Raw genomic sequence first — 12,001 nt, 5'->3', positions numbered from 1 at the left:
GTCAGGCCCCGTAGACCGTGCGGGTGCCGTCGGTGTCCTTCGCCAGCCGGCGGGTGAGGTACAACCCCTCGAGGGCGAACTCGACCGCGGCGGCCGCCTGCTCGGCCGACTGCTCCCCCTCGGGCACGCCGAGCCGGCCCAGCAGCTCGGCGAGCTTCGGGATGGTGCCGAGCTGGCCCAGCAGCGCCGCGGCCGGCACCAGCTCCCCGGACTCGACGGTCTCCCCGCCGGTGAAGTGCTCCTGCAGGCCGGTGAGGTCCAGGCCGGCGCAGCGGGCGCGGTAGGTCTGTGCGGTCGCCTGGCGCAGCAGGTGCTCCAGGATCTCCAGCTCCCGCTCGTCGTCCGGGTCGGCGCCGGAGTCGGCGAACTCGACCTTGCCGCGGCTGGCCGGGACGACGGCGGGCAGGTCGACGACCCGGGCCACCGGCCGGGGCTCACCGGCGACCGCGGCCCGGCGGACGGCGGAGGCCGCGGCGGTCTCCAGGCCGGCGATGGCGAACCGGGCGCTGACGCCGGAGCGCTGGTCGACGTGGGTGGACTCGCGGACCAGCCGGGTGAACCGGGCGATGATCTCCACCAGGTGGTCGGGGATCAGGGGTGACTCGAGGTGCCCGTTCCCGTGTTGGCCGGCGGTGTCGAGCCAGCCGGTGTGCGCCTCCTGGCGCAGCAACCGGATCTCGTCGGCGAGCTCGATCGGGTAGTGGGTGCGCACCTCGGCGCCGAAGCGGTCCTTGAGCGGGGTGATGATCCGGCCGCGGTTGGTGTAGTCCTCGGGGTTGGCGCTGGCCACCAGCAGCAGGTCCAGCGGCAGGCGGACGCGGTACCCGCGGATCTGGATGTCGCGCTCCTCCAGGACGTTGAGCAGCGCGACCTGGATGCGCTCGGCGAGGTCGGGCAGCTCGTTGACGCTGAAGATGCCGCGGTTGGTGCGCGGGACGAGCCCGTAGTGCACCGTCTCCGGGTCGCCCAGGGTGCGGCCCTCGGCGACCTTGATCGGGTCGACGTCGCCGATGAGGTCGCCGACGCTGGTGTCGGGGGTGGCCAGCTTCTCGCCGAAACGATCGCTGCGGTGCAGCCAGCCGACCGGGGTGGCGTCGCCGTGCGCGGCGATCTGCCGGTGCGCCCACACGCTGATCGGGTGCAGGGGGTGCTCGTTGATCTCGCTGCCGGCCAGCACCGGCGTCCACTCGTCGAGCAGGCCGACCAGGGTGCGGATCAACCGGGTCTTGCCCTGGCCGCGCTCGCCGAGCAGGACGAGGTCGTGACCGGCGATGAGGGCCCGCTCGACCTCGGGGACGACGGTGTCGTCGAAGCCGACGATGCCCGGCAGGCTGGGCTCGCCGGCGCCGAGGCGGGCGAGCAGGTTGGCGCGGATCTCGGCCTTGACGGGCCGGAACGCGGCTCCGCTGTCGCGGAGCTCGCCGAGGGTCGTGGGAGCGGGGGGAGCGGAGGCAGAGACGCCGGGGTCCGTCACCCCAGCCACGGTACGACCAGGGTGCGACTGTGGGCACCCGTACGGGGGCTCCCACCTGCACTCCGGCCTGGGAGGATCACCGGCATGGTCGCGGACGAGGTGCTCCTGCTCGGTGCGGCGGAGGTCGACGCCGCGGCGGTGCTGCTCGACGGGGTCGTGCGGCACACGCCGCTGGAGCACTCCCGGGCCCTGGCCGAGCGGGTCGGCGGGCCGGTGTGGCTCAAGTGCGAGAACCTCCAGCGCACCGGCTCCTTCAAGATCCGCGGCGCCTACACCCGGCTGTCCCGCATGACCGCCGACGAGCGCGTCCGCGGGGTGGTCGCCGCCAGCGCCGGCAACCACGCCCAGGGCGTCGCGCTGGCCGCGCAGCTGCTCGGGATGAGCGCCACGGTGTTCATGCCGGAGTCCGCTCCGCTGCCCAAGGTCGCCGCCACCCGCGGGTACGGCGCCGACGCGCGCCTGGCCGGGCACGACCTCACCGAGGCCATGGCCGCGGCCGTCGAGCACGCCGAGCGCACCGGTGCGGTGTTCATCCACCCGTTCGACCACCCCGACGTCATCGCCGGGCAGGGGACGGTCGGGCTGGAGGTGCTCGAGCAGTGCCCTGACGTGGCCACCGTCGTCGTCTGCACGGGTGGGGGCGGGCTGGTCTCCGGGGTGGCCGCGGCGGTGAAGGCCCGCCGTCCCGACGTCCGCGTGGTCGCCGTGCAGGCCGCGGAGGCCGCGGCGTTCCCCGGGTCGCTGGCCGCCGGCCGCCCCGTCGCGCTGTCCGGGATGGCGACGATGGCCGACGGCATCGCCGTCGGGGCGCCGGGGGCGCTGACGTTCGCGCACGTCCGGGACCTCGTCGACGAGGTCCGCACGGTCACCGAGGAGGACCTCTCCCGCGCGCTGCTGTTCTGCCTGGAGCGGGCCAAGCTGGTCGTCGAACCGGCGGGTGCGGCGGCGGTGGCGGCGGTGCTGGCCGACCCCACGGCGTTCCGGCCCCCGGTGGTGGCCGTCGTCTCCGGCGGCAACATCGACCCGGTCCTGCTGCTCAAGGTCGTCCAGCACGGCATGGCCGCCGCGGGCCGCTACCTGCGGCTCCGGCTGCGGGTGCCCGACCGGCCCGGGTCGCTCGCGGCCGTGCTCACCGAGCTGGCCGACGCCGGCGCCAACGTGCTGGAGGTCGCGCACGAGCGGACGGCGACCCGCCTGGACCTCGGTGAGGTGGAGGTGTTCGTCGTCCTGGAGACCCGTGGCCCCGAGCACGCCAGGGACGTCCTCGCCCGGCTGGACCGTGCCGGCTACGCGGTGACCACCGGCTGAGGGAGGACTCCTCCGCACCTCTCGCAGTACGCGAGAGCCGACCGGGGTCACGGCCGGCTGACGGTGAGTTCCTGCACTCCGCGCCGTCTCCTCCCTGCGCCCTGCACCGCGCGGGGTGCGGCAGACGGAGGAGAGTCATGGACCAGCTCGTCGCGGACCCGGCCCGGGCGGGCCGAAAAGCAGTCGGAGAGTGTCGGCACCGGGCCCTAACGTGCCCCTCATGACCGACGCGATAGTCGTCGAGGGCCTGGTCAAGCGCTTCGGCGCGACGACGGCCCTCGACGGGGTGGACCTGACCGTGGCCGAGGGGTCCGTCCTCGGGCTCCTGGGTCCCAACGGCGCGGGCAAGACGACGGTGGTGCGGATCCTCACCACCCTCCTGCGCGCCGACGCCGGGCGGGCAGAGGTGGTGGGTCTGGACGTCGTGCGCGACGCCGACGCGGTGCGCTCGTCGATCGGGCTGACCGGTCAGTACGCCGCCGTCGACGAGTACCTCACCGGCTTCGAGAACCTGGAGATGGTCGGCCGGCTCTACCGGCTCACGCGCGCCGAGGCCCGGTCGCGGGCCGGTGAGCTGCTGGAGCGGTTCGACCTGACCGGCGCGGCGAACCGTCCGGCCAAGACCTACTCGGGCGGCATGCGCCGGCGGCTGGACATCGCCGCGTCGCTGATCGCCCGCCCCCGGGTGCTGTTCCTGGACGAGCCGACGACGGGCCTGGACCCCCGCAGCCGGCTGTCGATGTGGGAGTTCATCGCCGACCTCGCCGGCGGCGGGACGACGATCCTGCTGACCACCCAGTACCTGGAGGAGGCCGACCGGCTGGCCGACCGCATGGTGGTGATCGACCGGGGCCGGGTCATCGCCCGCGGCACCGCCGACGAGCTCAAGGCGCAGGTCGGCGGGCAGCGGCTGGAGCTGACCGTCGGCGATGCCGGCGACCTCAAGGAGGCGGCCGGCCGGCTGCGTCCCCTGGCGGTCGACGAGCCGCGGCTGGACGAGTCGACCCGCCGGCTCTCGCTGCCGGTCAGCGGCGGCACCGACGACCTCGCCACGGCCCTGCGGTTGCTCGAGGGCACCGCGGTCGAGGTGCTCGACATCGGGCTGCGCCGGCCCGACCTGGACGACGTGTTCCTGACCCTCACCGGTCACGTGGCGGAGGAGGCGACCGGCCCGGCCGACGACGCCGCGACCGGCGACCGGACGCCGGCGCCGGCCGGGGGAGGTGCCCGATGAGCAGCACGCTCGCGCAGACGCTGTCCGACAGCGCCGTCATCACCCGGCGCAACCTGATCAAGGTCAAGCGCGTCCCGGACCTGATCGTGTTCGCGACCCTGTCGCCGATCATGTTCGTGCTGCTGTTCCGCTACGTGTTCGGCGGCGCCATCCAGGTGCCCGGAGGGGTCAGCTACGCGGAGTTCCTGCTGCCGGGGATCTTCGCCCAGACGGTGGTGTTCGGCAGCACCATCACCGGGGCGAGCATCGCCGAGGACCTGCAGAAGGGGCTGATCGACCGGTTCCGGTCGCTGCCCATGTCCCGCTCCTCGGTGCTCGTGGGGCGGACGGTCGCCGATCTCGGCCTCAACGTCCTCTCGATCGCGGTGATGGCGCTGACCGGCCTGGTCGTCGGGTGGCGGATCCACACGTCCGTGCTGGAGGCGATCGGCGGCTTCCTGGTGCTCCTCGTGTTCGCCTTCGGCATCTCCTGGCTGATGGCGCTGGTGGGGCTGCTCGTCCGCACGCCGGAGGTGGTCAACAACGCCAGCTTCATCGTGATCTTCCCGCTGACGTTCGTGGCCAACACCTTCGTGCCGCTGGAGACCTTCCCGCCGGTGCTGCGCACCTTCGCGGAGTGGAACCCGGTGTCGGCGGTGGTGCAGGCCGCGCGGGAGCTGTTCGGCAACACCGTGCCGGGAGTCCCGGTGCCCGACGCGTGGTCGCTGCAGAACCCCGTGCTGTACACGGTGATCTGGACGGTGGTCATCCTGGCGGTGTTCGTGCCGCTGTCGGTCCGGGCCTACATGCGCACGGCCAGCCGCTGATCTCCGGCGGCTCGCGTCTGGGGATGGACGCGAGCCGCCGGCGGGCCCGCAGTGTGATGGCGGGGTAGACCGGTCGCGGGGCCCGGAGGGTCCCCGGCCGGGGCACGGGCAGCGGCTCCCCGCAGCGGGGGAACGGCACGTGGCCGCGGTGCGGTCCGGAGGACCGCAGTGTCATGGCGCAGGATGGGTGGCGATGAGCGCCGCCGAGACCACCTCCACCGCCGTCCTGTCCGCCGACAACCCGCTGCTCGAGCCCTCCGAGTTGCCGCTGCAGCTGCCGCCGTTCGCGGCGATCACCCTGGAGCACTGCCGCGAGGCGCTGCTCGCCGGGATGGCCGAGCAGCGGTCGGAGGTCGCCGCGATCGTGGGGTCGGCCGAGCCGCCGACCTTCGGCAACACCGTCGTGGCGCTGGAACGCTCCGGTCGGCTCTACCGGCGGGCAGGCGCGGTGTTCCACAACCTCGCCTCGTCGGTGTCGTCGGACCGGCTGCGGGAGATCGAGCGTGAGCTCGCGCCGCTGGAGTCCGCGCACTCCGACGCGCTGCGGCTGGACCCGGCGCTGTTCGCCCGCATCGACGCGGTCCACACCGGGCGGCACGAGGCCGGGCTCGACGCCGAGGCGGTGCGGCTCGTGGAGCGCTACCACCTGGACTTCGTCCTCTCCGGCGCCCGGCTCGACGACGCCGGCCGGGCGCGGCTGTCCGAGCTGAACCAGGAGTTGTCCGCCCTGTCGACGACGTTCGGGCAGAACCTGCAGCTGGCCACCGAGGCCGCCGCCGTGGTGGTGCACGATGCCGCGGAGCTCGACGGCCTCGGCGCGGAGGAGGTCGAGGCGGCGGCTCGGGCCGCCGCCGACCGCGGGGTCGACGGCTTCGTCCTCCCGCTGCTGCTGCCCACCGGTCAGCCGGTGCTGGCCAAGCTGCGGGACCGGACGGTGCGCCGGCGGGTCTTCGAGGCGTCGGTGACCCGTGCCTCGGCCGGCGAGCACGACAACGGCCCGGTCGCGGCACGGATCGCCCGGCTGCGGGCCGACCGGGCCCGCCTGCTGGGCTTCCCGACGCACGCCGACCTGGTGCTCGCCGACCAGACCGCCGGCAGCACCGCGGCGGTCGACGCCATGCTCGGCTCGATGGTGGGTCCGTCGCGGGCCAACGCGGAGGCCGAGGCGGCCGCGCTCGCCGAGGTCGCCGCCCGCGACGGGGTGACCGACCTCGCCCCGTGGGACTGGGCCTTCTACAGCGAGCGGGTGCGCGCGGAGCGCTACGCCGTCGACACCGCGGCTCTGCGGCCGTGGTTCGAGCTGGACCGGGTGCTGGTCGACGGCGTCTTCCGGGCCGCCGAGCTGCTCTACGGCTACCGGTTCAGCCCGCGCCCGGACCTCGCCGGATACCACCCGGACGTCCGGGTCTGGGAGGTCACCGACGCCGGCGGGGAGATCGTCGGCCTGTACCTCGGCGACTTCTACGCCCGCGAGGGCAAGCGCGGCGGGGCCTGGATGAGCTCCTTCGTCACCCAGTCCCGGCTGCTCGGCACCCGGCCAGTGGTGGTGAACAACCTCAACGTCACCCGGGCCGCCGACGGCCGGCCGACACTGCTGACCCTCGACGAGGTGAACACGCTGTTCCACGAGTTCGGGCACACCCTGCACGGGCTGAGCTCGTCGGTCACCTACCCCCGGTTCGCCGGCACCGCCGTCCCCCGGGACTTCGTGGAGTTCCCCAGCCAGGTCAACGAGATGTGGGCGCTGTGGCCCGAGGTGCTCAGCGGGTACGCCCGGCACGTCGAGACCGGTGAGGTCCTGCCGGCCGACGTCGTCGAGGCGATCGAGGCGGCCCGGCTGTGGGGCGAGGGGTTCGCGACCCTGGAGTACCTGGCGGCCACGCTGCTGGACCAGGCCTGGCACCGGATCACCCCGGAGACGGAGATCGGGGACCCGGCGGAGTTCGAACGCGCCGCGCTGGAGGCGGCCGGCGTCGCCTACGACCTGGTGCCGCCGCGGTACCGGACGACGTACTTCCAGCACGTGTTCGCCGGGGGGTACGCGGCCGGCTACTACTCCTACATCTGGTCGGAGGTGCTCGACGCCGACACCGTCGAGTGGTTCCGCGAGAACGGTGGCCTGCGCCGGGAGAACGGCGAGGTGTTCCGGGAGCGGCTGCTGTCGGTGGGTGGCTCGGTGGACCCGCTGGAGGCGTTCCGCGCCGTCCGTGGCAGGGACGCCGACCCGACGCCCCTGCTCCGCCGCCGAGGGCTACTCAGGGTCAGGTGATCATCGGCGGGTGGCTGCCGGACGCGCGGTCCGGGGCAGCCACCCGCCGATGATCACCTCTGGTGACGGCCGACGACGTCAGAGCCAGGGGAGCCCGAGGACGACGTCGAGGTCGTCGGGGGCGGCGCCGTCGCGGACCAGCCGGTTGGGCTGGCGGTGGCCACACGCCGTGCAGCGGTGGACCACCTGCCAGCCCTTGCCCGACTTCTCCACGAGGCCGATCGGCTCCATGGGTGCCCGGCACTCGCTCGCCCGGTCGCCGGGGAGGTCGTCGACGTGCAGCGACCACAGGCACACCGGGCAGTGGTTGCGGTAGTGCCCGTCGGTGTTGGCGGGGACCGGGGAACCGCAGTGCACGCACGCGAACCCGGTGTTCTCCGCCCGACGGGAGCGGGTCGGACGGGTCACGGTGGCGCCCCCGGTCAGGGGACGAAGGGCTCGACCGCGACGACGTCGACGGTGATGTCGCGGCCGTTGGGCGCCTGGTAGGTCACCGTCGCACCCGGCGCGGCGCCGAGGATGGCCGACCCGAGGGCCGACTCCGGCGAGTACACCGTGAGGCCGGTGGTGCCGGCGATCTCACGGGAGCCCAGCAGGAACTTCTCGGTGTCGTCGTCACCCTGGAAGCGGATGGTGATGACGGTGCCGGTGGCGGCGTGCGTGGCCGTCGTCGGGGCGTCGCCGACCTTGGCGGTGCGCAGCAGGTCGGTCAGCTGCCGGATGCGGGCCTCCTGCTTGCCCTGCTCGTCCTTGGCGGCGTGGTAGCCGCCGTTCTCCCGGAGGTCGCCCTCCTCGCGGCGGGCGTTGATCTCGGCGGCCATGGCCGGACGGCCCGCCACCAGCTGGTCGAGCTCGGCCTTCAGCCGGTCGTGGGCCTCCTGGGTCAGCCAGACGCCCTGGTTCTGCTCGTCAGTGGGGGTGGACACGGTTGTGCTCCTGAAATGTCGGTGGCCGCCCCCCAGCCCGGGGGACGGCCGCGTTCAGAACGGCCAACGTAACACCGTCGGACGGCGAGGTGTTCCACTCGTCACGCCCGACAGGAAGCGGAACGGTACCGTCTCGGCGCGTGACGAGCACCACGTCCACCCGATCGGTGGGTCCGGAGGCGGCGGGGCCCCGGTCGGACGGGGGATGATGTCCCGGTGACCGAAGCAGACCCGTTGCGCCTGCTCGCCGTGCACGCCCACCCCGACGACGAGTCGAGCAAGGGCGCCGCGACGATGGCGAAGTACGTCGCGGAAGGCGTCCGCGTGATGGTGGCGACCTGCACCGGAGGAGAGCGGGGGTCGGTGCTCAACCCGGCACTGGACCGGCCCGAGGTGTGGGAGCGCCTGCCGGAGATCCGCCGGGACGAGATGGCCCGGGCCCGGGAGATCCTCGGCATCGAGCAGGAGTTCCTCGGGTTCGTCGACTCCGGGCTGCCCGAGGGTGACCCGCTGCCGCCGCTGCCGGACGGCTGCTTCGCTGTGGTGCCGACCGAGGAGGCCGCCGCCCCGCTGGTGGAGCTCATCCGGCGGTTCAAGCCGCACGTCATCACGACCTACGACGAGCGCGGCGGTTACCCGCACCCGGACCACATCAAGACCCACGAGATCTCGGTGCACGCGTTCGACGCCGCCGGCGACCCGGACCGCTACCCCGAGCTCGGGGAGCCCTGGCAGCCGCTCAAGCTCTACTACCACATGAGTTTCACGCTGCCCCGCACGCGGGCGCTGCACGAGGCGATCATCGCCTCGGGCAACGAGTCGCCCTATGCGGAGTGGCTGGAGAACTGGGACCCGGACCGCGACATGTCCCACCGGGTCACCACGAAGGTGCACTGCGCCGACCACTTCGCCGTCCGGGACGCCGCGCTGATCGCGCACGCGACGCAGATCGACCCGAACGGCCGGTGGTTCGCCTGCCCGCTGGAGGTCCAGCAGCAGGTGTGGCCCACCGAGGACTACGAGCTCGCCCGGTCGGTCGTCGACTCGCCGGTGCCCGAGGACGACCTGTTCGCGGGCGTCCGCAGTGCGGTGACCGTCCGATGAGCCCCACCGTCGCCACCGTCCTGGCCGCCGTCAACGACGAGCAGCTGCCCGAGGACGTCGGCAAGGCCGGTCCGATCGGGCTGCTGCTCATCGTGCTGCTGCTGATCGCGACCGCGCTGCTGGTGAAGTCGATGAGCCGGCACCTCAAGCGGGTGCCGCGCAGCTTCGACGCCGAGGACGACGACCCGCGGGTCGTCGTCCCCGACACCCCCGCCGAGCTGCTCGAGGAGCGCCGGCAGCCGGGGCAGGACCTGCTGGACAACCTGCGCCGGGCGCCCCGCGCGATCGAGCCGCCACGCCGGGGCGACGACGGCCGGCCGGAGACCCCGAGGGGCTGACCGGCCGGCCGCGCGCCGGCTCACCAGCGGTGCGCGACGTCGATCACGAGCCGGTCGACGTGGCTGGAACCGCCCTCGACGACGAAGACGCGGAACGGCAGCCGCGCCCGCGTGCCGACGCCCATGCCCGACTGGCCCTCGAACGACCCCAGCCACGCGACCTGGCGCAGGGTCCGGAACCCGGACACGTCGACCGCCTCGAGCGGGTCGTCCGGCGAGTAGGTCGCCTTGCCCCGGTCGTCGTACCCGACGGCGCCGAGCGTGACCTGCAGTGCGGCCCCGCCCCGGAGCGGGACGGCCTCCCCGCTGCCGTCCCGTCGCACCTCGGGCACGTACCGGACGACGTAGGAGTCGAAGTCGTCGACCTCGGCGACGTCGACGACCACCCGGTCGTAGCAGTCGTGCTGCCCGGCGCGGACGTCGTGGACGAGGTCGGTGCCCGGGTCGTACGGGTTCAGTGACTTCGCCTGGGAGCCCCAGGTGATACCGCAGTACGGGGCGGCACTCGCCGACGCGGGCGCGACCACCCCCAGCGCCGCCACGGCGGCGACGAGGCTGACGAGGATCCGGGTGCGGTTCATGGTGGCCTCCTGGTGGATGTGGGTCCGGTCGTGAGAATCCGCCGACGCGCCGCACGTGCACCAGAGCCTGTGATGTCCGCAATTGACGAAGAACTCGGTCGGTCATCGGCACAATCCGGCTACGACCCGGCGCGCCTGATCGACTCGTCGAGCAAAGTGTGCTCTCCGTGACCGCTCGCTCGTCGGGGGAGGTCGGTGCGGCGGCCGAGGCGACCGTGAGCGGGTAGCGGGTAGCGGGCGGCCAGCGGCGAAGCGGTGATGCCGTGCACGAGGACGCTGAGGAACACGGTCGCCGCGATGACGGCCACGGCCTCGTTCGCGACAATTCCGAGTTCTTCGACGGCGAGCAGGGCGAACACCAGCGACGGCAGGCCGCGGGGACCGAACCGGCCGATGAACGCGATGGTGGCCCGGTCCAGGCCGGCGCCGAGCAAGGCCAGCGCCACCGGAAGCATCCGTACAACCGTCAGGCTGAGCAGGGCGTACAGCGCAACCCTCCAGTCCGCGCGGTCGGCCAGGATCGGTACCGCGATCGCGCCGAAGGCCAGCCACACCAGCAGCGAGACCAGGCCACCGACCTGCTCGGTGAAGACCAGCTCGGCGGGTCCGCGCCGACCGGCCGCAGCGCCGTAGGCCAGCCCACCGCAGAACGCGGCGACGAACCCATTGCCGTGCGCGATCAGAGCCGCGGCGTAGCTGGTCAGCGCCAGGGCCAGCACGGCGATGCCCGTGAAGTCCTCGGCGGCCCAGCCACGGCCGCGCGCCCAGCGCAGCAGCGCTCCGCCGCCTCCCCCGACGGCCGCTCCGATCGCCAACTCGAGCAGTGCCCCGGCCGGCCCGGGCGCCTCCGCGAGTTGCTCCGCCGACGCTGCGCCGGCGAGCGCCAGCAAGACCACCGGCGTGGCGATCCCGTCGTTCAGTCCGCTCTCCACGTTGATCAGCCTGCGCACCGGCGACGGCACCGCCGGGTTGGTCACCACCGGCACCCCCAGCGCGGCGGACGAACTCATCCATCCGAGGTGAGGCACGGCTGCCGGGAGATCGGGAGGGTCGCCAACTGACCGTCGTCGAGCTGGGGGCTTGTCATGGTGACCAGAGAGAGCCGGCCGGGCGACGTGACCGTGTCAGGGCCCGCGCGCCTCCGGGTGCCGCGTTCGGCAGGGGGCGCGGGGTGACCGGTGTCGGACTGGCCGTTGTCGGCCTGCTGCTGTGCTTCGTCGGTCTGCGCTCGATCCACCTGGCGCTGCTGGCGTGCGGCTTCGCCCTCGGTTGGCTGGTGGCGGAGGGACTCGGCGCATCGGTTGCGGTCGCGGCCATCGTCGCCGCCTGCGCCGCGGTGGTGGGCTGGGTTCTCGCGCGCGTGGTCTTGCGGGCGGCGCTGTTCGTCGTCGGGGGGCTCGCCGGTGGGGTGATCGGGGCGAAGCTGTTCGGGTTGCTGGAAGGGGACGACGGCAACGTCCTGCTCGCCGTCATCTTCGTGGTGGCGGTCGCCGTGCTCTCCGGCCTGGCGGCGCAGCGGTACCACGAGACCGCCGCCATCTGGGCCTGCGCGTTCGGTGGCGCCGGGCTCGCCCTCAGCGGCCTGGGTCGGATCTGGCCGGACACGCTGGGCTTCCTGCGCACGCCGGACACCACCGCCGAAGCGGTCCTCAGCGCCGCCGCATGGCTCGTGCTCGGCGCTCTCGGCTGGACGGTCCAGCGGCGACTGGTGCAGCAGTCCAGCCAGGCCCCGGTCTAGGCGGGGCTTGTCTCGCTACAAGCCGGGGATGATCGTCGACGGGCGCTGAAGTCGGCGTGGTTCCGGCGGGGCTTCCGGGTATGCGCCTCCGGGTTGCGCACCGCGCTGAAGAGACACCGCGGCTCTCACCCTGACCACGGATGATGGGTTCAGGCCTCATCGCGGGACGTTGCCGTGACGACGCCCGTCGGCCCGCGGCATGATCAGCGCGACCTCGGATGGC

Annotated in this window: 12 protein-coding genes; 7 read left to right on the top strand and 5 right to left on the bottom strand. The window is 73.4% G+C overall.

Annotation, left to right across the window (positions count from 1 at the left end; genetic code table 11):
• Position 1 precedes the first annotated feature (1 nt).
• Entirely contained in the window at positions 2-1,474 is a 1,473-nt protein-coding gene (locus CRP39_RS19910; protein ID WP_245853983.1) for a sigma 54-interacting transcriptional regulator, read from the bottom strand.
• Between the two features lie 84 nt (positions 1,475-1,558).
• On the opposite strand from CRP39_RS19910, the gene ilvA reads away from it, so the two are divergent.
• From ilvA to CRP39_RS19890, 4 genes are all read left to right on the top strand, one after another.
• Positions 1,559-2,782: a threonine ammonia-lyase gene (gene ilvA, locus CRP39_RS19905; protein ID WP_097208105.1), complete on the top strand. Its 1,224-nt coding sequence runs from the start codon at positions 1,559-1,561 to the stop codon at positions 2,780-2,782.
• Between the two features lie 220 nt (positions 2,783-3,002).
• Positions 3,003-4,016: an ATP-binding cassette domain-containing protein gene (locus CRP39_RS19900; protein WP_097208104.1), complete on the top strand. Its 1,014-nt coding sequence runs from the start codon at positions 3,003-3,005 to the stop codon at positions 4,014-4,016.
• Complete coding sequence (locus tag CRP39_RS19895; protein ID WP_097208103.1) at positions 4,013-4,822, top strand: ABC transporter permease; 810 nt, start codon at positions 4,013-4,015, stop codon at positions 4,820-4,822. Before CRP39_RS19900 ends, CRP39_RS19895 begins: the two co-directional genes overlap by 4 nt.
• A 193-nt stretch (positions 4,823-5,015) precedes the next feature.
• A complete protein-coding gene (locus CRP39_RS19890; protein WP_097208172.1) occupies positions 5,016-7,091 on the top strand; it encodes a M3 family metallopeptidase in 2,076 nt (691 codons plus the stop codon).
• A gap of 78 nt (positions 7,092-7,169) precedes the next feature.
• Here CRP39_RS19890 and CRP39_RS19885 read toward each other — a convergent pair whose 3' ends face one another.
• Together CRP39_RS19885 and greA are read right to left on the bottom strand one after the other, a co-directional pair.
• Positions 7,170-7,499 carry an RNHCP domain-containing protein gene (locus CRP39_RS19885; protein WP_097208102.1) on the bottom strand — a complete coding sequence of 110 codons (330 nt, stop codon included), beginning with the start codon at positions 7,497-7,499 and terminating at the stop codon, positions 7,170-7,172.
• 14 nt (positions 7,500-7,513) lie between these two features.
• Entirely contained in the window at positions 7,514-8,017 is a 504-nt protein-coding gene (gene greA / locus CRP39_RS19880) for a transcription elongation factor GreA (RefSeq protein WP_097208101.1), read from the bottom strand.
• A 216-nt stretch (positions 8,018-8,233) separates the two neighbouring features.
• On the opposite strand from greA, the gene mca reads away from it, so the two are divergent.
• A complete protein-coding gene (gene mca, locus CRP39_RS19875; RefSeq protein WP_097208100.1) occupies positions 8,234-9,121 on the top strand; it encodes a mycothiol conjugate amidase Mca in 888 nt (295 codons plus the stop codon).
• On the top strand, positions 9,118-9,459 hold the full coding sequence (locus tag CRP39_RS19870) for a hypothetical protein (RefSeq protein WP_097208099.1): 342 nt from the start codon (positions 9,118-9,120) through the stop codon (positions 9,457-9,459). The genes mca and CRP39_RS19870 overlap by 4 nt, the downstream gene beginning before the upstream one ends.
• 20 nt (positions 9,460-9,479) lie before the next feature.
• Here the strand turns inward: CRP39_RS19870 and CRP39_RS19865 are convergent, their stop codons facing one another.
• Together CRP39_RS19865 and CRP39_RS19860 are read right to left on the bottom strand one after the other, a co-directional pair.
• Positions 9,480-10,040, bottom strand: coding sequence for an AMIN-like domain-containing (lipo)protein (locus CRP39_RS19865; protein ID WP_097208098.1), 561 nt, complete (start codon positions 10,038-10,040; stop codon positions 9,480-9,482).
• Between the two features lie 119 nt (positions 10,041-10,159).
• Positions 10,160-11,050 carry a cation:proton antiporter domain-containing protein gene (locus CRP39_RS19860; protein ID WP_097208097.1) on the bottom strand — a complete coding sequence of 297 codons (891 nt, stop codon included), beginning with the start codon at positions 11,048-11,050 and terminating at the stop codon, positions 10,160-10,162.
• A gap of 161 nt (positions 11,051-11,211) precedes the next feature.
• Here CRP39_RS19860 and CRP39_RS19855 point away from each other — a divergent pair, with 161 nt between their 5' ends.
• On the top strand, positions 11,212-11,778 hold the full coding sequence (locus tag CRP39_RS19855; RefSeq protein ID WP_097208096.1) for a DUF4203 domain-containing protein: 567 nt from the start codon (positions 11,212-11,214) through the stop codon (positions 11,776-11,778).
• The last annotated feature ends 223 nt before the right edge of the window (positions 11,779-12,001 follow it).

The organism is Geodermatophilus sabuli (genome assembly GCF_900215145.1).
GTDB lineage: Bacteria > Actinomycetota > Actinomycetes > Mycobacteriales > Geodermatophilaceae > Geodermatophilus > Geodermatophilus sabuli.
This window is presented reverse-complemented; position numbering and strand designations above follow the sequence as displayed.